Source organism: Kordia sp. E, assembly GCF_056033805.1.
The window spans coordinates 2107906-2129182 of sequence record NZ_JBRASR010000002.1; the positions used below are offsets into that span (position 1 = coordinate 2107906).

Here is a 21277-nt window from a genome sequence, read left to right on the forward strand (position 1 = left end):
ATAAAAAATTATTAGAAAGTAAGGGAAATACTCAATTTGTTAAATTTAACAATTCAGCGCGTTGTTTGAGATGTTGATTCCTTTCAAGTAGAAATTTTTTCATGTATGATTTTAGAAATAAGTAGTCAAAACATTTTCCGAAAACACCATACGGAACTTCATATTTTAGTACGTCAATCATGAGTGTTTGGTTGTCAACTTCTTTAAAAGTATGCGCATGATGAAAACTTTTAAATGTACCTTTTGTCATTTCATCTACAAAATACGTTGGAGATTCGAACGCAGAAATAAGACTCGTATGTGTTAGATAAAAACCAAAATGTTTAGCGTGCCACGTAACCGTTTCTCCCAATTTTATTTTTCCTGAAGTTCTTCCCGCAATTGCTTTTTCACGTGTGTGATTGGCGGAAGCTTCATGCTCTGATATATCTCTGGAAAGATCAAATACGAGTTGAATCGGTGCGTTAATTTGTGTTTCTATGTGGATTGTGGTCATTCTACTTGATTAAAAGTGCTACTATTTGAGTTAGATTATTTTTTTAGTAATGATAAATTTTTCTTTGGTTCAACAGTAATTGCAGAACCTTCCATTAAAAATACAGAATCTGGTTTTTGTGTGGTAAGATGTGCAAACTTTTTTCCGTAATTCAATTCAAAATCTACATTTACAGTATATTCATTAACCTTGTAATACAACCATTTTGGATGCGTTACTTCATATTCAAAGGTTTTGTTTTCGTTGTATTTGGTATAGCCAAAATAATGTTCTGAGATGAATTCAATTTCTGACTCTTCAGGAAACGATATAGGATTGTTGCTCGCTTTTACAGCAATAGATTGTGTTGTTTCTCTATTTTTCCAAGTGTATGAAATGTCAATTGTTTTTGGTGTAATATTCCATTTGTGAGACATTGGTCGTGTACTATAATGTTCATGATAAACCGTATTTGCTACAAAACTCAACAAGCGTTTCGGAACAATTTCTTGAATAAAAACAACACCTCTTTTCCAAATGTCTCCGTCTTTTCGTTTTACGTAAAATCGCAAATTAACTTCTTCAAATGTGTGTAAGCCTAGCATTTTACAACCTAATACTTTAGTATTCTTAAACATGAAACCAATTACACTCACAAAACATTTTCCGTTATAACTATCTAAAAGTGTTCCTTTTGGGACATATTTTTGTAATAATTCTGGGTCAACTGTGTAATTTATAAAAACTAGTTTTCGCCATTCGGCTGTTAAAAAACTCATATAATAGTTTATTTTAAAATCTGATTAAATAGAATACATTCTGCATGGTTGTTTTCAACTATTTAGTTACGTTCATTTTTGTCTTGACACAAAAACGAACCAAAAAAGTCAAGACGATCTATAGGAAATTGCTACGCAACATTCGCTCATGCGTTTCATGCTTAAAGCTACGCTTTGCAATTCCACTTTTCACTCACTATTTCTTAAGATCGTCATTTGAGAAGCATTCAATAATTCAGAGTTATTCTTTAATAATTAGTAATAGAAAATAATATTTAATACTGACTTTTATCGGGATATAATTTCTTTTATCGCAGTTTCTGCTGTTGGATAATTAAACTGAAAACCAGCTGTCACTAATTTTTCAGGAATTACATACCTACTTTTTAATAATAGTTCCGCTTCCGTTTTTATGATTCTAGCGCCAAAACGGAGTAACCATTTTGGTTGTGGTATTCCAAACGGAATTTTTAATACATGTCTTAGCGTTTGCATAAAACTTTTGTTTTCCAATGGATTTGGCGATGTAATATTAAAAATTCCTTCTTTGCTTTTCGTTAATAGAAAATCTACAGCGCGACAGAAATCGTGTTCATGAATCCAGCTTACTTTTTGGTTTCCATTTCCTTGCGTTCCTCCAAGTCCAACTTTCGTTAGATTTTTTAATGGAATAAAAGCGCCACCATTTTTTCCTAGAACAATAGACGTTCGCAAAGCAATTTTTTGTGTTCTTGGTATTTTGATGTTATAAAATGTTTCTTCCCATGATTTGGCAACATTCATAGAGAAATCGTCACCAATAACACCTGTTGCTTCTGTCATTTTTGTATCTAACGAATGCTCATAAATTGTTGCAGTAGAAGAGTTCATCCAAACTTTTGGCGGCACTACACATGCTTGAATCGCTTTTCCTAATACTTCCGTAGATTCAATACGTGAATTTAGAATTTCAGCTTTGTTTTTTTCGTTGTAACGACAATCAACTGATTTCCCCGTAAGATTGATCAATGCTTCAATTCCTTCCAATTCTGTCAACCAAATATCGAGCGTTTTTGCGTTCCATTTAACATACCGAAGCATGTCGTTTCCTGTTTCTTTGACAGTTCGCGAAAGCACAACTATTTCATAATTTTTAGGAAGATAGAAATCAATGAGTGCTTTTCCAAGAAATCCACTTCCGCCTGCGATGACTATTTTTTTCATACTTCTGATTTTTGAGTTGTTTCACATGTTACTTTTATGTGGTTTAATACACGATGATGAATTTTTTGAACGATGTATTTACTCCAAATTTTCCAATAGATTTCAGGTTGAATTTTATTGTAATACCAAGTTGTTCCTTCTACAAGTGTTTTTCCATCTGCCAATTTTGTAAGCTTGAATTGCCCTTTTTTAGACACAAAATATTCATGTAAATGTGCTGGGTTAATGTCATACATACTCATTTCTTTCATAGGAACTGGTTGTTCTTTTACAGAGAAAGCTAATAAATTTGGTTCATTCCAAGCGGTTATTGGTTCTACAAAACTTCCCGTAGAGAAGTTACAATACCGAATAGCGCCAACTCCTTTTCCTTCAATTTTTGCATTTATTGGATAGGCAATTCCTGTTTTGAAAAGAAATTCCGTTGGTGCTTCCATTTCAGGAAATTCAATTACTTGTTTCCATACTTCTTCAATTGGTGCATCAATTATAATGCTTGATTGAATAGGAAACACTGTTGGTTCTACATCTGTATGATTTTCAAAAGCTAGTAATGATGGAACTACGATAATGTATAATACAATCATTTTGATGCCTGAAGCTTTTTTGTGTTGAATTTTGTAGCCAACAAACGCACCTAAAATCACAAATGGAATTGCCATTGGCGCTGCCATAATGATACAAATGATACCTTCAATCGCGAATAGCAATAAAAATAAAGCACATACAAAGAATACGAGTAATGAGTTTTTAAAAGCGCTTGCAAAAGTAACGTGCCCATAATAACTTAGGATTAAAGTAGTTGTTACACCTGAAAAGAACGGAATTAGCGCAAAAACTGTCCAGCCATAATCATTAAATATATCAACGCCTATGTATACAAATAGTGTTGAAAGCATTGCTGTTACTAAGCATGCAAAAGCAAAAGTGAGGTATTTGTTTTTCTTTAAAACTGTTTTCATGCCGTTACTTTTTAATTGAACTTCGTAAATTCTTCTGTTGCAAGTTGTTTTGTAGATTGTCTAGCTTTTTTTCTTCCTCTCAAAAATAGAAATAGATTTAAGAATAACATTAAACCTAAGTATATGGAGAAGCTTCCTATTTTTAATCCCATAATCTCGATTAATCGTTGATTACTAATTGTGTATGTTGAATTGTAGAATGATATTTTCATGATGATTAATGCCCAACCAATATTCACCAAATAGAAACCAACTTCAAATAATTTATTCGTTGCTATTGCAATATTTTCTTGACCTTTAAAGATATCAATCATAAAGCTTTTTCCGCTTTCAAATAATTTTTTTGACACAAATATGGTCAATCCAATGACAATTGGAAGATAGATAAAGTACGCGATAATGATTTTTGATGTTTCCATAATAGTATTAGTTTATTGTTTGTTTTTTTCGATTTAAAAATTTGATCCAAAAGATGTTGTTATAATGCATAAGCGCGAGCAATAAAATTGTTTTTCCCAATACGTCAGAAAGTGTATTTACCATTTCATAACTAGTTTCTACAGTATCCCAAAACGCAATGGTAATTGTGGCTGCGCCCAAATTGATTAGGTAATAACCTATCAGTAATATTTTGTTTATATTTTCGGCAGTTTCAGTGTCATTACTTAAAATGCTATACAAGAATACTTCTCCGTTTTTGTAGAGTACCCAACCTACTTTTACCGTAATAAAAAAGATAATTGGAATGTATATTATATAACTAATAATGTTGAAATTCATGCTGTTATTTTTTAGCCGTGATGATGTAATATCCAAAGTTTGTTAAGCTTAAGCTTGATAACAAAGCGAAAAACGAACCTTTTAAGTTTTTTATACTTTCTGGTTTTAAGGGTTCTTTTTTGAATAGCTTTTTTAAAATAAAAGCACTAATCGTAAATGGTACGTGCAATACAGAAGGCGCAACTCTGTACCAAATGTTTTCTACTTTTACATCTTTAAAACCAATGCTTTCTAAATCAGATTTTACTTGGTTTACATTACCTAAACTTTCCAAACTCCATGAGTCACATAAACCTTTGTAGGTATATTTTGCTAACGGATTCATTTCGTCAACATTTTTTTTAGTAAAGGCATCTGCAATTACAAATGTTGAATCAGGTTTCATAATTCGGTAGGTTTCTTCTAAAGCATGTTTGCTACAACCTGAATGACATAGACTTTCAATTGCCATTGCACCATCAAAAGAATTTTCTTTAAAAAATGTATTGCGGTAATCTCTATTTAAGATCGTTCCGCGTTCTGTATGGAGCATTTCATTTCCTTTTTCAACCTGAAAAGGAGAAATTGTAAAACCTGTCACCGCAAGGTTTGGATAGTTTGAAATTCCATAGCGAATAGAAGCGCCCATTCCACAACCTAAATCTACAATGTGCTTTTTTTTGTCAACAATATTTAAACGTTTAAAAACTTCTTTATTCATTCTATTTAGCATCGTATCACGCTTGAATGGATTTGTTCTGAAAAGATCAAAATAACCGAAGTGCATATTTAAATCATGACTCCAAAAACGATAATCTTCAGTTGCTTCATTGTAAAAATCAATTACTTGTTCTTTATTAGAGGATGATGTTTGAAATTCCTTTTTTAAATAGGAGAGAAGACATAGATTTTTCATGATTGTGAGATTTTAATTGAAATAAATTCCAATGAGGTTATACGTAAATAGTAAAGTGTAAACTGTTGCAAATAGTACAAATAGTGTATTCATGCAATATGAACCGATTTTAAAAATTGGTTGCTGAGGAATTGTATACATAGGATAATATGCAATTTGAGTAGCAACTTTTCCAACCCAATACATTCCTATCAATCCAGTAATTGCTAATGCTAAATGTGTTTGATTTTTTAGATCGTTCGTTAATAGAATCGCAATCAAACCAAAAGAAAAATTTAATCCTTGAATATATCTTCCGTACGTTTTTGCAATTTCTTGATTTAGCGGTTTTAACTTTTTTACATCTGTATACCAATCAAATACTCGATGACGTATATATGGATAAATAAGTGCTGTAAATATTTGACCAATTCCGCCAAGGATTATTAGCCAATTAGGAATAAAATCAATCATAATACTTGTTTTTGAAGTTTATAAAGGATGTACGTAAAATAAGTAGCGATTGTCATAGGAATGAAAATACTAATGAGTATGCTGAGTTCTGTGATGTATTTTGAAGGTACATAATCATTATTTTTAATAAATAAAATGAACACAAAATAGACGATTAAGGTAGTTCCATAAATGTTTAAATGATCTTTTACTTTTCTAGAAAACTTATCATAATTAGATAGGAGGATTAAGAAAAATAGAATCTGAGAAAACCCAAGAAGAATTTGCATATACAATCCGTAAATAATGGTTAGATATCCTATAAGTGTTAATCCGTATATGATGCCGTTGATGTTTTGAATAAATTTCATAACTATTATATATTTTAAACTTTCAGTAATTTGTGAAACATATATTGAAATAAAAAAGGAAAATGAATTCCTTTCGTATCTTATTTTAAGAGCTTCATGAATGTTTTTGTCAGCCAATTCGACTCTTGATTTACGACTCGATTCATTATTGAATCGGCGGTTGATGCTAATTCGTGAAGCGCTTTTGTTTGCTTTATGAACTCTGCCGTTTTAGCTGAACCATCATTTTCAATAGTACTAACTTCTTTCAATACTTTTAATGTTGGTTGAATTTCTCTTCTACTACGTTCACGCGCAACTTGTTTTGCAAGCTCATTAATGTCTTTCTCTGATGTGAAGTACTCTTTTCGTTCACCAGCTTTTGAGGTTTTGTATACAATTCCCCAATCAATCAATTGACGTAAATTCATACTTGTATTACCTCTTGAAATGTGTAACTCTTCCATGACATCTTCCATTGATATTGGTTCAGGAGAAATTAAAAGTAACGCATGTATTTGCGCCATTGCTTTGTTAATTCCCCACAGGTTTCCTAATGATCCCCATGTTTGTATAAACTTATCTTTTGCTTCTTTGTATTTCATGAGACAAATATATAATAATTTTTAAACTTTCAATAATTTTTGAAAGTTTATTTTTATTTTGTTTGAAATTAGTACAAAGAAAAAGTTCGTTTCAATAGTAATTTCACTATTTGAAACGAACTTAAGTTATCTTTTGTATTTAGTATTGTTTGGTGTTTTAAAGTATTTCTCGATACAATTTTCTATCGAAAATCACTCGAAAAGACGATTTAGTATTTAATTTCCATCTAACATCTAACATCTAACATCTAACATCTAACATCTAACATCTAACATCTAACATCTAACATCTAACATCTAACATCTAACATCTAACATCTAACCAACCAATAAACCTGCACGTTTTAGTAAGGCATCTGGTTTTGGAGCTTCTCCACGGAAACGTTTGTATAAAGTCATTGGATGTTCTGTTCCTCCTTTTGATAATACATGAGTTGCAAACTTTGAAGCAATTTCTTTACTGAAAATTCCATTCTCTTTAAAGTACTCAAAAGCATCAGCATCTAAGACTTCGGCCCATTTATAACTATAATACCCAGAAGAATATCCGCCTTGAAATATGTGTGAAAAAGCAGTACTCATTGCTGTTTTAGAATTTTTTGGAAACAATCGAGTGTCTTCAAAAGCTGCGCTTTCATGTGTTTTTAAATCTGTAATTGTTGTCGGATTAATTCCATGCCAACTCATATCGAGCAATCCAAAACTCAATTGACGTAGTGTCGCCATTCCTTCTAAAAAGGTTGCAGAAGCTTTTATTTTTTCAATAAATTCCATTGGAATCACTTCGTCAGTTTCATAATGTCTGGCAAAAATTGCCAATGCATCTGCTTCATAACACCAGTTTTCTAATACTTGACTTGGCAATTCAACAAAATCCCAAAATACAGAAGTTCCACTTAAACTTGGATATGTTGTATCTGCTAACATTCCATGCAATGCATGACCAAATTCATGGAATAAGGTTGTAACTTCATTAAACGTCAATAAAGAAGGTTTTGAAGCTGTTGGTTTTGTAAAATTACACACAATAGAAACATGCGGACGTTCTACAGTTCCATCTTTTCGTTGTTGCGATTTATAAGACGTCATCCAGGCACCATTTCGTTTTCCTTTTCTCGGATGAAAATCTGCATAAAATACAGACACAAAATTGTTGTTTCCATCATAGACTTCGTATGTTTTAACATCTTCATGATATACATCAATATCAGAAACTTGCTCAAAACGTAAATCAAATAGTTTATTTGCAACGGTAAAAGCGCCATCAATTATATTTTCAAGCTTAAAATATGGTTTAAGCTTTTCATCATCCAAATTGAATAATTCTTGCTTCAATTTTTCAGAATAATAAGAACTATCCCAGCTTTGAAGTTCTTCAATTCCATCTAGCTTTTTAGCAAAGTCTGACAATTGTTTAAACTCGCGTTTTGCAGCTGGTTTAGCTTTTTTTAGTAATTCATTTAAGAAAGAAATTACTTTTTCTGGCGTTTCAGCCATGCGTTCTTCTAACACAAAATGTGCATGCGTTTGGTAACCTAATAAATTAGCACGTTCATGACGTAATTTTGCAATTTCCAGTACATTTTTCTGATTGTCTAACTCGTCATTCTTAAAACATTTAGAACCAAAAGCAGTTGCCATTTGTTGGCGCAATGCTCTATTATCTGCATACTTCATAAAAGGAATATAACTTGGATAATCGAGTGTAAAAATCCAACCTTCTTTGTTTTCGTTTTGAGCAATTGCTTTTGCAGCTTCTAAAGCACCATTAGGAATTCCAGAAACATCTTTTTCATCTGTTAAATGTAGTTGAAACTTATTGGTTTCTGCAAGTACATTTTCTCCAAAAGTCAAGCTTAATTTCGAAAGTTTTCTGTCAATTTCACGAAGTTGTTCTTTCTTATCTTCTGGTAAATTAGCTCCGTTTCTAGAGAAACTTTTAAACTTCTTATCAAGTAAGGTTTCCTGTTCTGTAGTTAACTCTAAATCTTCTTTCTGATCATACACATATTTTACTCTTTTAAACAGCGCTTCATTTAGTGTAATGTCATTTGAAAACTCAGTCAATTTCGGAGAGATTTCCTGTGCTAACTTTTGAATTGTTTCATTTGTTTCTGCCGAATTCAAATTAAAAAACACACTTGTAATTCTATCCAGTTGTTGTCCCGAATACTCTAACTTTTCAATCGTATTTTCAAAAGTAGGACTATTTTCATCACTTGTTATGTGATTAATTTCCTCTTTTGAACGTGCAATTTCTGCTTCAATGGCAGGTATATAGTCGTTTGTATTAATTTTAGAAAAAGGAGCAGTTGTGTATTTTGTAGTAAATTTTGTATTTAGTAAGTTCATTTAATCGGTATATTTGCGCTGTTTGTCGAAATTGAATTTTTATGTTTGTAAGAAAAGGTTATTTTCATGTAAGTATTATAAATTTATATCAACAAACTCTACATACCTACTTAATAAAAATCAAAGATAGAGAATTTGCGTATATAATATCAAAATTGCCCTGATTATGAAAAAATTACAAATACTATTCTTTTTATTACTGACTACATCTTTTATACAAGCTCAACCTCCGTCGGATGGTTACTATTTAGATGGTGTAGATGATTATATTAGATTAAGTGATTCTGACAATATTAACACAACAACTGTTAACGATAGAACAATTGAAGGCTATTTTAAAGTGGACGATGCTACAAGCAGACAAGTTATCTACAAAGAAGGTGGTGGTTCTCGTGGTATAGTTATGTATGTGGAAAACGATTATGTAGTAGTTGGTGGATATAATAGAGCAAATGATTACACTCCACGTTGGGAGGGAACTTATTTTCGAGAACCTATTAGTGATGATACGTGGTATCATATAGCATTAGTATTTGATAATGTTTCAACACCTGTTAATGACCCAATAGCTGCTTCAGATAATACAAATTTGAAATGGTATTTAGATGGAACGTTAATGGACTCTAGAGCTGGTTTTGAAATTAGAAATCATTCAGGAAATATAAACTTAGGACGATCTGATTCTAACGTACGTTATCCAAACTGTGGAACATGGACGTCGGGCGGTAGTTCTGAATATTGTTTCAATAATAATAATCAATCTAATTCTAATAATTACTTTGCTGGTAATATTTGGGGATTTAGAGTTTGGGATGATGTACGTACAGCAACCGAAATAGATGACAATAAAGATGTTTTAATTACAACAGTTGGTACAAATAATTTAGTTGCTGCTTTAGATGGAGATACGATAACTTATTTAGACGACGATGATGCTGTAGTAACAGATTCTGGAAGTAATAAAACGGTAATCACATGGTCAGCTACAGCTTCAACAACAAGTTGGACAACAGGAAGCAATTGGGTTGGAGGAACTGCACCAGACGGAGCGAAGTTAGAATCTGTAATAATTCAGAGTTCTACAAACTATCCTGTATTAACGGCACATACCGAAGTTGGTGAACTTACAGTAAATGCAACAGCTTCCATAACAATAAATGCAGGAGCTACATTAGATGTTTATTATGATTTAACTAATGATGGAACTGTTACTATAGAAGATGATGGAGCTTTGTTATCTCGCAAAAACATTGCTGTTAAGGGAAGCGGAAGCTATACTGTAAAGCGTGATTCACCAAATTATACAAATAGATACTTTTATTCATATTGGTCAACGCCTATTGACGAGAGTAATAGTACAATTGCTACTATTTTTCCAAGTGTAGGAGGATATAATTATTTCTGGAATGCTTCTGCAACAAGCGCAGCATGGAGTAATAGCCATACAGATATGGAAGTAGGAAGAGGATATGCATTTAGAGCAAACCATTATAATGTAGAAACTGCAACCTTTACAGGAACAGTAAATAATGGAGATATTGTTGAAAATGTATATTACACGGTTGATCCAGGTTCTGGAGAATCTGGGTATAATATTATCGGTAATCCATATCCATCAGCAATTGATTGGGAAACTTTTCAAAGTGATAACTCAGATGAAATTCAAGGAACTGTATATTATTGGAGACAAACTGAAGCTCCAATAGGAGATAATTTAGCATCAGACTATATAGAATATAATAGTACTGGTTCTAATCCTTTAGGAGCTGCCGATGGAAATATTGGAACAGCACAAGGATTTGCAGTACAAGCAAAAAGTGGTACTAGCGGATCAGTTACGTTTAAAAATTCACACAGAGTTATAGCAAATAACACACAATTTTTCAGACCTAACTCAACAGGTGCGTTTACTCCTGAAACTTCAAATACGAGCAATAGTCAAACAGATGGAAGATTGTCATTACGTATGTCTGGTAATGGAGTGTATGCAACACAACTAATTGGGTTTATTCCACAAGGAACAGTAAATTATGAAGAACAATATGATGGCCCGTTTATCAATGAAGGTTCTAGTTTGGAATTCTATTCTTATATAAATACGGATAAAATGTCAATTCAGGCATTACCTGAACTATCTAATACTAATTATGAAATTCCTTTAGGATATCAAGTGTTGTCAAGCGCAACGTATACAATAGAAATTGATGCAGAATACTTAAATCCTGCCTTTGATATTATTTTAGAAGACAGATATGAAGGGATTTTTACAGACTTAAGACAAACTACGTATTCTTTTACTACCGCACCAACAGAAGAGAATGATCGTTTCTTCTTAAATGTTCAAAGTAGAAATACCTTAAGTGTGGAGGATGTTGAAGCAGTTGAAACGCAAACAAATGTATTATTCAAAGGTGAAGAATTACAAATTATTACAAATCGTACTGATTTTAAAACAATCACTTTATATGATATCTCTGGAAAGCAAATCATTCAACGTGCGTATACGGATACGTTAGCAATTCCGCAATTGTCAAGAGGTATTTACATTGTAAAGTTAACTACTGAAAACGGTATAACCGTCGCAAAGAAAATTTTAAAGTCTTAAATAAGAAATAATTAGCATTGTAAGTAAATAATATTTTGTTATCATTGTATTGGTTTAGTTATCAGAAAAACTACCTAATCTCCCATAGCCATGAAAACAAAACTATTATTGGTGCTCTTATGTATGAGTATTTCAATTCTATCCTTTGGACAAGATTGCAATAACTTTTGGAAAAAAAGTAATTGGAAACATATTGATACTACAAACAATCAATTACCAAACTCAGAAGACGACCAAACTGACGGACGAATATCATTACGATTAGCAGGAAATGGTTCATTCATGACTATTCTTTTAGGATTCATTCCTGAAGGAACAAATGACTATGATGACGGATTTGATGGGAATTTCATAAATGATGGAGCAGTAATAGAATTCTACTCGTTTATGGGATCAACACGACTTTCAATTCAAGCATTACCAGAATTAACAAATACAGATGTAGAAGTTCCGTTAGGATATGAACTTACAGCAAATGAAACATATACACTATCAATAGATGCAGAATTTCTAGATCCTAGTTTTGATATCATTTTAGAAGATAGATACGAAGGATTATTTACCGATTTACGCCAAACAAGTTATTCATTTGCTGGAATTGTTGGCGAATTCAATGATCGTTTCTTTCTAAAATTAGATCGCCGTGGTTCATTAAGTATAGAAGACATTCAAAAAGAAGACACAAATATACATGCATACTTTGCAAGTAATATGCTTACCATTCACACAAAACTAACAAATATTGAAACGTTAGAACTTTTCAATATCTCAGGAAAACGTATGCTTACTACTGACTTTACAAACAAAGTTGAGGTAAACAGTTTAGTACGTGGAATTTACATTTTGCGATGTACAGATGCTTTAGGAGCAACAATTATCAAAAAAATTGTAAAATAAATATACTTCAGAATTCATTTTGCCTATTATTCGTGTATTTCATCGATTCTAGATAGAAACATATTTCACTATTGTTCAAACTACTAGATAATTAAGAGTTTTGCACTGTTGATTTAGTAGAGATAATTTTTTGATGATTATAAAATATATGTAACCTACTTGAAGCATGATACAATGTTGATAGCCCTATTAACTGTATGTAATTAAAATGGATTGGTTGATGTAAACCCTCTAAACGAATGTTTAGAGGGTTTTTTACTATTTAGTATGAAGTATAAATAAGCATTTTATTGATAGAAATACCTTTCAGCGAATAGTTGATGCATTTAAACGAGAAAACGAATTTAAAGTAGTTTCAAAAGTGCGAATAATGATGAATACAATACTTTTGATTCATCATTACAGACTTATTTATCCAAACATGTTTTGGGGTAAAAAAAATGATTAATAATATGGTAGGTTAGTTTTATTTTTAATGATCTGTATGATACAAAAAAGCCGCTTGTAAAAGCGGCTTTTTCTATTTTGAGATTTCCTTAGCGGAATTAATAACTTTCTGTTTTAATCCTTCTTTATATACCATAATCTTATCGAGTACACACTTATCAGAAGTTCCAATAATTTGTGCTGCTAATATTCCAGCGTTTTTTGCGCCATCTAACGCAACAGTTGCTACAGGAACGCCACCAGGCATTTGTAAAATTGACAATACAGAATCCCAGCCATCAATCGAATTCCTAGACTTTACAGGAACACCAATAATTGGTAATGGAGACAAAGATGCTACCATTCCTGGCAAATGTGCCGCGCCGCCAGCGCCAGCAATAATAACGCTAATGCCACGTGTATGTGCGTTTTTTCCATAATCAAATAACTTCTCAGGAGTTCTGTGTGCAGAAACAATATCTACTTCAATTTCAATATCAAAACCCTTCAAAATATCGATTGCTTCTTGCATTACAGGAAGATCACTTGTACTTCCCATAATAATTCCCACTTTTGCCATATTACTTACTAATTACGTTGATTGTTTGTTTTACTGCTGCAGCTACTTTTCTAGCTTCTGCGATATCTTCATTCACAATAGTTACATGTCCCATTTTACGAAAAGGACGTGTTTGTTTCTTCCCATAAATATGAGGTGTTACACCTTCCATCTGCATAATTTTTTCAATATTCTCATACACAACATCACCAGTATGATTCTCAGCGCCAACTAAATTTACCATAATTCCGGCAACTTTACTAGCTGTATTTCCTAAAGGTAAATCTAAAATTGCGCGAATATGTTGTTCAAATTGATCTGTATAACTTGCTTCAATACTATAATGTCCACTATTATGTGGTCTTGGTGCAACTTCATTTACAATAATATCATCATTTTGTGTCTGAAATAATTCCACGGCTAAAATTCCTGTATGTGCTAATGCTTCCGAAACTTGTAATGCTACTTTTTTCGCTTTCGCTAGAATATCTTCAGAAACTCTTGCTGGACAAATTACATATTCAACCTGATTGGCTTCTGGATGAAACTCCATTTCTACAACTGGATACGTTTTCACTTCACCTGAAACATTTCGGGCAACAATAACCGCGAGTTCATTCTTAAAATCAATCAACTCTTCACACATACACTCTACATTTGGCAAACTTTCCAAATCAGCTAATGTGCGAACTACTTTTACACCAGTTCCATCATAACCAAACTGTGTACTTTTCCAAACAAACGGAATTGAAATCACTTCATTTTCTACACCATGCATCAATTCTTCCAATGACATATAAATAGAAAAAGGAGCAGTCGGAATTTGATGTTTCTGATAAAAAAGCTTCTGAATTCCTTTATTCTGAATTATTTTAAGTGTTTTAGAAGATGGATATACATGTACGCCTTCTTCTTCCAATTTTTCTAACGCATCAACATTTACATGTTCAATTTCAAAGGTTAGTACATCTACATTCTTTCCAAAATTATAAACCGTATCAAAATCCATCAAATCACCTTGATGAAAATCATTACAAGCTATCTTACAAGGCGCTTCTGCACTTGGATCTAACACTTTCGTGAAAATATCAAACTTGCGAGTTGTATAAAGTAGCATTTTGCCTAACTGGCCACCACCGAGAATTCCTAGCTTAAAATTGGAGGAAAAATAATTCATGTATTTCAGATTTTAAACAAAAGTACAAATCTAAAACGGTAAAAGTAAACTCGTAAAACGTTATTCATAAATCAATTTGTATCTTTGCACCTTTCAAAATGATAAAGCATCATTATTTAGAAGACATTAACGGATAAAATTCTACTTTTTAGACATCATCAAAAAAAGTAATTTTATCAAAAAAGTGCTTAGAAAACGTGATTAAACTACACGATAAATATTTCAAGAAATTCATCACTGAAGCTCAAATTCAGGAAGCTGTCGCTAGAATGGCCGCAGAAATGGCAAATGACCTCAAAGGTGAGCAACCAATTTTCATCGGAATCTTGAACGGCGTATTTATGTTTTTCTCAGATTTCATGAAGGCATATCCATTTCCATGTGAAATGAGCTTCATCAAACTAGCTTCCTATCATGGAACTTCTTCTACAGGTGACATCAAAGAACTCATTGGCTTATCTCAAGACATTGAAGGAAGAACAGTTGTTGTATTAGAAGATATTATTGATACAGGAAACACCTTAGAAGAATTACACAAAATATTCAAAGCAAAAAAAGTAAAAGAGTTCAAAATTGGAACCTTATTCTTTAAGCCTGAAGCATACAAAAAACAACACAAAATAGATTATATCGGAATGGAAATTCCCAACGAATTCATTGTAGGCTACGGATTGGACTATGACGAATTGGGAAGAAACTTACCCGAAGTTTATCAACTACACACACACAACATGATTAATTTAATTTTATTCGGAAAACCCGGAGCTGGAAAAGGAACACAAGCAAACTTCTTAAAAGAAAAGTACAACTTAGTACACATTTCTACAGGAGATGTTTTTAGATACAACATTAAAAACGAAACAGAATTAGGAACTTTAGCCAAGTCGTATATGGACAAAGGAGATTTAGTTCCTGATGCAGTAACTATTAATCTGTTGCAAGCAGAAGTTGAGAAAAACCCTGAAGCAAAAGGTTTTATATTTGATGGTTTTCCAAGAACAACGGCGCAATCGGAAGCATTAGATGCTTTTTTAGCAACAAAAGAATGGACAATTTCTGCTACAATTGCATTAGAAGCTGATGATGAAATCTTAATTCAACGTTTATTAGAACGTGGAAAAGATAGCGGGCGAGTAGATGATCAGGATGAAGATAAAATTAGAAATCGTTTTGACGAATACAATCAAAAAACAGCTCCATTAATTAATTATTACAAAGCGCAAAACAAATTTTATAGCGTAAATGGTATTGGAACTATTGAAGAAATTACAGTACGTTTAAGTGCAGTTATTGATGATTTATAATAAAGAAATATACATACAAAAACTCACAGAAGAATTAGCGCCACTACAACAACAAATAGTGGCACATTCTTTATATAACAAAGTGGATTCTGTACATGCGTTGAACACATTTATGGAATATCATGTGTTTGCTGTATTTGATTTTATGTCATTATTAAAAGCATTACAAATACACTTAACACAAACAAATGTACCTTGGATTCCGAAAGGAAATCCTGTCACAAGACGATTTATCAACGAAATTGTTTTTGGCGAAGAAAGCGATATTGACAAAGATGGGAAACCATTAAGTCATTACGAAATGTATGTAGAAGCTATGGAAGCTTCTGATGCAAATACAAAAATGATTTCAGAATGTATTGCATATATTTCAAAAGGTAAAAGTATCGCTGAAAGTTTGATCGCGGTAAACGCACCAAAAGAAGTACAAGATTTTGTAAACTTTACATTTGCTGTAATTGCTACAAAAGAAGTACACAAAATTGCTGCGGTATTTACGTTTGGAAGAGAAGATTTAATTCCAAATATGTTTTTGGAAATGGTCAAAGGAATTGATCAACATACTATTGATGTAAATTTAGAAAAGTTCATCTATTATTTAGAAAGACATATTGAACTTGATGGAGATGAACATGGACCATTAGCTTTACAGATGATACAAGAATTGTGTGGTACTGACGCTCAGAAATGGGAAGATTGTATCATGGTAAGCAAACAAGCGTTACAACACAGAATTGCACTTTGGACAGCAATTGAAGACAAAATAGAAGTATTTTCGCAACATGAACTCGTGTAGCGAACTAAAATAATGATACAATGACAGATGGAAATTTTGTAGACTATGTAAAAATGCACATAACTTCTGGAAACGGAGGAAAAGGATCTATGCATTTATTACGTGAAAAATACAACGCTAAAGGTGGACCAGATGGCGGCGATGGTGGACGTGGTGGACATATTATTCTCCGAGGGAATCAAAATCTTTGGACTTTATACCACTTTAAACTAAAAAGGCATCACAAAGCTGAACATGGAAGTCATGGTAGTGGAAATAGGAGTACAGGTGCTGACGGACAAGATGTATATTTAGATGTTCCATTAGGAACTGTGATACGTGATACAGAAACAAATAACATACTTTTTGAAATCACAGAACACGGCGAAGAATGCATTATTGCTGAAGGTGGAAAAGGTGGACGTGGAAACTGGCATTTCAAATCGCCTACGAATCAAACACCACGATATGCACAACCTGGAATTCCTGGTGAAGAAAAAGATGTTTTATTAGAATTAAAAGTCTTAGCAGATGTTGGTTTGGTAGGATTCCCAAATGCTGGAAAATCTACGTTACTTTCAGTGATCACTTCGGCAAAACCGAAAATTGGAGATTACGAATTTACAACGTTAAAGCCTAATTTAGGAATTGTAGAATATAGAGATTACAAATCGTTTGTAATGGCAGACATTCCTGGAATCATTGAAGGTGCTTCCGAAGGAAAAGGTTTAGGACATTACTTCTTAAGACATATTGAGCGTAACTCAACGTTATTGTTCTTAATTCCTGCGGATAGTGCAGATATTTCTAAAGAATATGACATCCTACTCAACGAATTAAAGAAATACAACCCTGAAATGCTCGATAAAGAACGTTTCATTGCGATTTCAAAGTCAGACATGTTAGACGAGGAACTCATGGAAGAAATGAGCGCAGAACTCAAACGAGACTTACCTATTCCGTTTATGTTTATCTCTTCCGTTGCCCAACAAGGTATTATGGAACTCAAGGATAAACTCTGGGAAATGTTAAACAAATAATAAGAAGCGACTTTAGAGTCGCTTTTTTTGTATCTTTTTTTCAGAAATAACATTATATCATCAATCAAAATGAAAAAGATACTTTTTGTAGTTTTTATAATTTTTACACAACTTTCGTTTGCACAAGACAACGAACGAATTTCTACTGTTGATTTTGTTCAAATTGTAGATGGAAACAAAGCCGAAACCATGTATTACTATCAGTATAACTGGAAAGTGTTGCGTCAAATGGCGATTAAGAAAAACTATATTGCTTCTTTTGAAATCATGGAAACTCCATACTCAGAAGATGCGCCTTTTCACTTGATGTTGATTACTACGTATGCAAACAAAGCACAATACGAACAACGGGAACAACATTTTCAAGAACTCATCAAAACCAAAGGAAAGCTCGAATTACTAAACGATAAAAAGCCTGGTGAATTCCGAAAGAACTTATTTCATAAAGAAAATGTGATGCATCAGCCAAAAGAAATCTTTATAAAGAAGAGTTAAAAAAGTAATTATATAATAACTAACCCAAAACCATGAACCCAACACAAACACTATTCGTTTACGGCGGACAAGTCAATCGAGAATTTGTAAAATATACAGCGAAACTCACAGGAAAGAAGAAACCAAAAATTTGTTTTTTACCAACGGCAACAGGTGACGCACTTTGGTACATAAATTATTGGTATGAGTTATGTCACGATTTAGACGTAGAACCGCATGTATTAAAAGTTTGGATTAGTACCAGTTCACAAGATTGGGCTTTTGAAGACTATTTGATGGAAATGGACGCAATTATTGTTGGTGGCGGAAATACCTTAAATTTAATGACGCTATTAAAAGCGCATGAAATTGACTCAGCATTTAAAAAAGCCTACGACAAAGGAATTGTATTAGCTGGCGGAAGCGCAGGTTCAATATGCTGGTTTAATGGTGGATTTTCAGATTCTCGACCTAAAGAACTTACGTTTGTAGCAGGTTTCAACTTTTTACCATTTAGTAACTGTCCACATTACCATTCGGATCCATCGCGTCGTCCGTTATTTCATCATAATATTGCCAACGAAATTTTAACTGATGGTTATGCATGTGATGATTTATCAGGCATTGTATTTGAAAACGGGAAACCTGTCAAAGCCATGTCTATAGATGAAGAAAACCATTCGTATTATGTGTATAAAAAAGGTGATCAGGTTATAGAAGAACGCTTGGAATCGGAGCTTGTGTAACTGCTTTTTGTCATTCCGCACCTGATGCGGAATCCACTTTTATACTATAATGGATTCCTGCCTACGCAGGAATGACACGTGATAAAATCGTGTCAACTACGAATCGCTTTTTTCGTTTCTAACAATTTTCCATCAGCAATAGTGCGAATCAAATAGATTCCTTTTGGTTGTTTTGACATGTCAATCTGTGGGATTTTTGAAAGTTTAGAATAGCTTGAAGTTTGAATCAATTGACCATTCATGTTGAATACTTCAATAGTAATAGTTGTGTATGTTTTATCTAGCTGTAGCTGAAATAATCCATTTGCAGAAGGATTTGGGAACAATGAAGTTAAACTTTTATCTGTAGTAATTCTCTCGAATGCTGAACTTTTTTCTTGAGTAATTGTATAGCCTATACAACTCCCACAGTTACGACATATAGAATAATTGCGTCTAGTTTTACTCTTATATCCAACAATAACGGCAGCATCTAGTGCTTCTATTTGAGGTTCTAAAATAATAGCAGCATTCTTGTGTTTTCCAGCAAAAATTTCCTGTGTTTCAAAACCTAAATATGAAATTTCTAAAACAGCAGTTGCGTTAACATCAATTGAAAACTGTCCTTTTTTATTAGTCACAACTCCTTTTTTGGTGTTTTTTATAATCACATTCGCATTTGGAATTATATTTTTATATTCATCGTACACAGTTCCTGTAACTGTATGTTTCTGCGAAAAACAGCAAATTGAAAGGCTTAAAAATAGGATAAAGAGTAAAGTTGATTTCATTTGGTATTAGTTTATGTTAGAATTTAACTACGAATCGCTTTCTTCGTTTTCAATAACTTTCCATCAGCAATGGTACGAATCAAATAGATTCCTTTTGGTTGTTTTGACATATCAATCTGTGGAATTTTTGACAGTTTAGAATAACTTGAAGTTTGAATCAATTGACCATTCATGTTAAATACTTCAATTTGAATAGTTGTGTATGTTTTATCAAGCTGTAGCTGAAATAATCCGTTTGCAGAAGGATTTGGAAACAAAGCAGTACTTGTTGATTCTTTACTACTGTCATCTTTATGAGCTACTTCTTCTTCTGAAAGCCCACAAAGAATGCGTGTCCACAATTCACAAGTGATTGTTTTACAAATTGAATGCGATGAATACGCAACGACAGTAACTGTTTCTAATGTATCAAAATTTTCTTCTAGCGTAATTTGAATTTCTCTTTCTTTTCCAACGATAATCTCTTGTGTTTTAAAACCCAGATATGAAATCTCTAAAACAGTTGTTGGTTTTACGTCAAGCGTAAATTGTCCTTTTTGACCTGTAATTTTTCCTGTAGTCGTATTTTTTACAATCACGTTTGCGTCTGCAAGTACATTTTTTTCAGTATCGTATACAATTCCTGAAATGGTATTGGTTTGTGCTAAACACAAAAAAGAAAAACTAAAGAATAAAGAAAATAGTACTATTGATTTCATAGTTTATTAATTTGTCATTCCGGTGAAGACAGGAATCTATTTTTTGTTTGATTTGTATTCAAATCTATAGTATCTTGAAGAACGATAAAATGAGGAATGCGTAAACTGCCTTTTTCATTGAGTAAACTTCATTTTTATGCAACCAATCTTACAAGCGGAAACGACTACACTTGACATTATTTGGGATGAATCGTGTGGAATTATTGAGCAAATAAAAAGTAGTAAAGCACTTGAAGGAATTGCAACACATATTCAAGGTGAAGTGTTTTTTTATCAATATGAATTGAATATTACATTTAACGGAGAACAACGTGAAGTTTTTGATGTTGGAGATGTTGTCTATTGGAAATCGCAAACTGACGAAACTAAGTTTGGTATTTTATTTATGTATGGAAATACAACGTATGGCGATGGAACAAAACCAAGAACGTCAAGTCCCGGAATTAAAATTGGGCATATTACACAGTATGAGGCAATTCGTTTGATTGAAACAGGAGAGAAATTAAAACTTGGGTAACTTATGAAAAACTATAATGTAAAATCAATTAGAGCGTTTATCGGCGCTAAAGATTATGAAACTTCTCGAAACTTTTATCGTGATTTAGGTTTTGAAGAAATGGTAATACCTTCAAATATGTCTTATTTCCATATGGGAGATTTTGGTTTTTACTTGCAAGATGCATACGTGAAAGATTGGGTTGATAATACAATGATTTTCATGGAAGTTGAAAATTTAAATCAACAATTAGAAAAAATCAAATCTTTAGAACTTGATAAAAAATATGAAAATGTTCGTGTTTCTGACATGACATACAATCCTTGGGGAAATGTGTTTTTCGTCCACGATCCATCAGGAATTTTATGGCAGATTGGAGAATTTACTTCTTAGAACCTTCTTTTGTTGATAGGAAGGTGATTCAAATAAACAGTTTCGTATAGGATCAAATTAGATCTCGATACTAATTTGTTTCAC

24 protein-coding genes are annotated in these 21277 nt (G+C 32.6%); 9 read left to right on the forward strand and 15 right to left on the reverse strand.

The genetic code is table 11. The features are described from left to right. Positions 1-31 precede the first annotated feature (31 nt). The 11 genes from ACUUYC_RS12560 to ACUUYC_RS12610 form a co-directional block, all read right to left on the reverse strand. Complete coding sequence (locus ACUUYC_RS12560) at positions 32-496, reverse strand: SRPBCC family protein (RefSeq protein ID WP_474266224.1); 465 nt, start codon at positions 494-496, stop codon at positions 32-34. Between the two features lie 35 nt (positions 497-531). Continuing rightward, positions 532-1254 (reverse strand): YqjF family protein, encoded by a 723-nt coding sequence (locus ACUUYC_RS12565; protein ID WP_474266225.1) that lies wholly within the window; start codon positions 1252-1254, stop codon positions 532-534. 288 nt (positions 1255-1542) lie between these two features. Continuing rightward, positions 1543-2457, reverse strand: coding sequence for a TIGR01777 family oxidoreductase (locus ACUUYC_RS12570; RefSeq protein ID WP_474266226.1), 915 nt, complete (start codon positions 2455-2457; stop codon positions 1543-1545). After that, positions 2454-3419, reverse strand: coding sequence for an SRPBCC family protein (locus ACUUYC_RS12575; protein ID WP_474266227.1), 966 nt, complete (start codon positions 3417-3419; stop codon positions 2454-2456). Before ACUUYC_RS12575 ends, ACUUYC_RS12570 begins: the two co-directional genes overlap by 4 nt. A gap of 11 nt (positions 3420-3430) precedes the next feature. Beyond that, positions 3431-3838 carry a hypothetical protein gene (locus tag ACUUYC_RS12580; protein ID WP_474266228.1) on the reverse strand — a complete coding sequence of 136 codons (408 nt, stop codon included), beginning with the start codon at positions 3836-3838 and terminating at the stop codon, positions 3431-3433. A 7-nt stretch (positions 3839-3845) separates the two neighbouring features. Continuing rightward, positions 3846-4199: a hypothetical protein gene (locus ACUUYC_RS12585; RefSeq protein ID WP_474266229.1), complete on the reverse strand. Its 354-nt coding sequence runs from the start codon at positions 4197-4199 to the stop codon at positions 3846-3848. Between the two features lie 4 nt (positions 4200-4203). Further along, positions 4204-5094: an SAM-dependent methyltransferase gene (locus ACUUYC_RS12590; protein ID WP_474266231.1), complete on the reverse strand. Its 891-nt coding sequence runs from the start codon at positions 5092-5094 to the stop codon at positions 4204-4206. 12 nt (positions 5095-5106) lie between these two features. Beyond that, positions 5107-5547, reverse strand: a complete 441-nt coding sequence (locus ACUUYC_RS12595; RefSeq protein WP_474266232.1) for a hypothetical protein — start codon at positions 5545-5547, stop codon at positions 5107-5109. Further along, complete coding sequence (locus ACUUYC_RS12600; RefSeq protein ID WP_474266233.1) at positions 5544-5897, reverse strand: hypothetical protein; 354 nt, start codon at positions 5895-5897, stop codon at positions 5544-5546. The genes ACUUYC_RS12595 and ACUUYC_RS12600 overlap by 4 nt, the downstream gene beginning before the upstream one ends. Positions 5898-5977: 80 nt before the next feature. Beyond that, complete coding sequence (locus ACUUYC_RS12605; protein ID WP_474266234.1) at positions 5978-6481, reverse strand: GbsR/MarR family transcriptional regulator; 504 nt, start codon at positions 6479-6481, stop codon at positions 5978-5980. A 318-nt stretch (positions 6482-6799) separates the two neighbouring features. Next, the gene (locus ACUUYC_RS12610; RefSeq protein ID WP_474266235.1) at positions 6800-8833 is read right to left on the reverse strand and encodes a M3 family metallopeptidase; all 2034 of its coding nucleotides are present in this window, start codon (positions 8831-8833) and stop codon (positions 6800-6802) included. A gap of 166 nt (positions 8834-8999) precedes the next feature. Here ACUUYC_RS12610 and ACUUYC_RS12615 point away from each other — a divergent pair, with 166 nt between their 5' ends. Both ACUUYC_RS12615 and ACUUYC_RS12620 read left to right on the forward strand, forming a co-directional pair. Further along, positions 9000-11438, forward strand: coding sequence for a T9SS type A sorting domain-containing protein (locus tag ACUUYC_RS12615; protein WP_474266236.1), 2439 nt, complete (start codon positions 9000-9002; stop codon positions 11436-11438). Between the two features lie 90 nt (positions 11439-11528). Further along, a complete protein-coding gene (locus ACUUYC_RS12620; protein WP_474266238.1) occupies positions 11529-12335 on the forward strand; it encodes a T9SS type A sorting domain-containing protein in 807 nt (268 codons plus the stop codon). Between the two features lie 520 nt (positions 12336-12855). On the opposite strand, the gene purE is transcribed toward ACUUYC_RS12620, so the two are convergent. Beyond that, on the reverse strand, positions 12856-13341 hold the full coding sequence (gene purE, locus ACUUYC_RS12625) for a 5-(carboxyamino)imidazole ribonucleotide mutase (RefSeq protein ID WP_474266239.1): 486 nt from the start codon (positions 13339-13341) through the stop codon (positions 12856-12858). A gap of 1 nt (position 13342) precedes the next feature. Continuing rightward, positions 13343-14497, reverse strand: coding sequence for a 5-(carboxyamino)imidazole ribonucleotide synthase (locus ACUUYC_RS12630; RefSeq protein ID WP_474266240.1), 1155 nt, complete (start codon positions 14495-14497; stop codon positions 13343-13345). 197 nt (positions 14498-14694) lie between these two features. Here ACUUYC_RS12630 and ACUUYC_RS12635 point away from each other — a divergent pair, with 197 nt between their 5' ends. From ACUUYC_RS12635 to ACUUYC_RS12655, 5 genes are all read left to right on the forward strand, one after another. Then, positions 14695-15801, forward strand: a complete 1107-nt coding sequence (locus ACUUYC_RS12635; RefSeq protein WP_474266241.1) for an adenylate kinase — start codon at positions 14695-14697, stop codon at positions 15799-15801. Further along, positions 15791-16597, forward strand: a complete 807-nt coding sequence (locus tag ACUUYC_RS12640) for a DUF3050 domain-containing protein (protein WP_474266242.1) — start codon at positions 15791-15793, stop codon at positions 16595-16597. Before ACUUYC_RS12635 ends, ACUUYC_RS12640 begins: the two co-directional genes overlap by 11 nt. 20 nt (positions 16598-16617) lie before the next feature. Continuing rightward, positions 16618-17616, forward strand: a complete 999-nt coding sequence (gene obgE / locus ACUUYC_RS12645) for a GTPase ObgE (protein WP_474266243.1) — start codon at positions 16618-16620, stop codon at positions 17614-17616. 69 nt (positions 17617-17685) lie between these two features. Then, complete coding sequence (locus ACUUYC_RS12650) at positions 17686-18111, forward strand: hypothetical protein (RefSeq protein ID WP_474266244.1); 426 nt, start codon at positions 17686-17688, stop codon at positions 18109-18111. 32 nt (positions 18112-18143) lie between these two features. After that, entirely contained in the window at positions 18144-18836 is a 693-nt protein-coding gene (locus ACUUYC_RS12655; RefSeq protein WP_474266245.1) for a Type 1 glutamine amidotransferase-like domain-containing protein, read from the forward strand. A 92-nt stretch (positions 18837-18928) separates the two neighbouring features. On the opposite strand, the gene ACUUYC_RS12660 is transcribed toward ACUUYC_RS12655, so the two are convergent. Both ACUUYC_RS12660 and ACUUYC_RS12665 read right to left on the reverse strand, forming a co-directional pair. Next, entirely contained in the window at positions 18929-19606 is a 678-nt protein-coding gene (locus tag ACUUYC_RS12660; RefSeq protein WP_474266246.1) for a carboxypeptidase-like regulatory domain-containing protein, read from the reverse strand. 23 nt (positions 19607-19629) lie between these two features. After that, positions 19630-20304, reverse strand: coding sequence for a carboxypeptidase-like regulatory domain-containing protein (locus ACUUYC_RS12665; protein ID WP_474266247.1), 675 nt, complete (start codon positions 20302-20304; stop codon positions 19630-19632). Positions 20305-20440: 136 nt separating this feature from the next. On the opposite strand from ACUUYC_RS12665, the gene ACUUYC_RS12670 reads away from it, so the two are divergent. Next, entirely contained in the window at positions 20441-20821 is a 381-nt protein-coding gene (locus ACUUYC_RS12670; protein WP_474266248.1) for a hypothetical protein, read from the forward strand. Between the two features lie 3 nt (positions 20822-20824). After that, positions 20825-21193, forward strand: a complete 369-nt coding sequence (locus ACUUYC_RS12675) for a VOC family protein (protein ID WP_474266249.1) — start codon at positions 20825-20827, stop codon at positions 21191-21193. The last annotated feature ends 84 nt before the right edge of the window (positions 21194-21277 follow it).

Excerpts from the sequence above, each read along its gene's own strand:
- ACUUYC_RS12560 (WP_474266224.1), bottom strand. The coding sequence starts at position 496 with ATGACCACAATCCACATAGAAACACAAATTAACGCACCGATTCAACTC.
- ACUUYC_RS12565 (WP_474266225.1), bottom strand. The coding sequence starts at position 1,254 with ATGAGTTTTTTAACAGCCGAATGGCGAAAACTAGTTTTTATAAATTAC.
- ACUUYC_RS12570 (WP_474266226.1), bottom strand. The coding sequence starts at position 2,457 with ATGAAAAAAATAGTCATCGCAGGCGGAAGTGGATTTCTTGGAAAAGCA.
- ACUUYC_RS12575 (WP_474266227.1), bottom strand. The coding sequence starts at position 3,419 with ATGAAAACAGTTTTAAAGAAAAACAAATACCTCACTTTTGCTTTTGCA.
- ACUUYC_RS12580 (WP_474266228.1), bottom strand. The coding sequence starts at position 3,838 with ATGGAAACATCAAAAATCATTATCGCGTACTTTATCTATCTTCCAATT.
- ACUUYC_RS12585 (WP_474266229.1), bottom strand. The coding sequence starts at position 4,199 with ATGAATTTCAACATTATTAGTTATATAATATACATTCCAATTATCTTT.
- ACUUYC_RS12590 (WP_474266231.1), bottom strand. The coding sequence starts at position 5,094 with ATGAAAAATCTATGTCTTCTCTCCTATTTAAAAAAGGAATTTCAAACA.
- ACUUYC_RS12595 (WP_474266232.1), bottom strand. The coding sequence starts at position 5,547 with ATGATTGATTTTATTCCTAATTGGCTAATAATCCTTGGCGGAATTGGT.
- ACUUYC_RS12600 (WP_474266233.1), bottom strand. The coding sequence starts at position 5,897 with ATGAAATTTATTCAAAACATCAACGGCATCATATACGGATTAACACTT.
- ACUUYC_RS12605 (WP_474266234.1), bottom strand. The coding sequence starts at position 6,481 with ATGAAATACAAAGAAGCAAAAGATAAGTTTATACAAACATGGGGATCA.
- ACUUYC_RS12610 (WP_474266235.1), bottom strand. The coding sequence starts at position 8,833 with ATGAACTTACTAAATACAAAATTTACTACAAAATACACAACTGCTCCT.
- ACUUYC_RS12615 (WP_474266236.1), top strand. The coding sequence starts at position 9,000 with ATGAAAAAATTACAAATACTATTCTTTTTATTACTGACTACATCTTTT.
- ACUUYC_RS12620 (WP_474266238.1), top strand. The coding sequence starts at position 11,529 with ATGAAAACAAAACTATTATTGGTGCTCTTATGTATGAGTATTTCAATT.
- purE (WP_474266239.1), bottom strand. The coding sequence starts at position 13,341 with ATGGCAAAAGTGGGAATTATTATGGGAAGTACAAGTGATCTTCCTGTA.
- ACUUYC_RS12630 (WP_474266240.1), bottom strand. The coding sequence starts at position 14,497 with ATGAATTATTTTTCCTCCAATTTTAAGCTAGGAATTCTCGGTGGTGGC.
- ACUUYC_RS12640 (WP_474266242.1), top strand. The coding sequence starts at position 15,791 with ATGATTTATAATAAAGAAATATACATACAAAAACTCACAGAAGAATTA.
- obgE (WP_474266243.1), top strand. The coding sequence starts at position 16,618 with ATGACAGATGGAAATTTTGTAGACTATGTAAAAATGCACATAACTTCT.
- ACUUYC_RS12650 (WP_474266244.1), top strand. The coding sequence starts at position 17,686 with ATGAAAAAGATACTTTTTGTAGTTTTTATAATTTTTACACAACTTTCG.
- ACUUYC_RS12655 (WP_474266245.1), top strand. The coding sequence starts at position 18,144 with ATGAACCCAACACAAACACTATTCGTTTACGGCGGACAAGTCAATCGA.
- ACUUYC_RS12660 (WP_474266246.1), bottom strand. The coding sequence starts at position 19,606 with ATGAAATCAACTTTACTCTTTATCCTATTTTTAAGCCTTTCAATTTGC.
- ACUUYC_RS12665 (WP_474266247.1), bottom strand. The coding sequence starts at position 20,304 with ATGAAATCAATAGTACTATTTTCTTTATTCTTTAGTTTTTCTTTTTTG.
- ACUUYC_RS12670 (WP_474266248.1), top strand. The coding sequence starts at position 20,441 with ATGCAACCAATCTTACAAGCGGAAACGACTACACTTGACATTATTTGG.
- ACUUYC_RS12675 (WP_474266249.1), top strand. The coding sequence starts at position 20,825 with ATGAAAAACTATAATGTAAAATCAATTAGAGCGTTTATCGGCGCTAAA.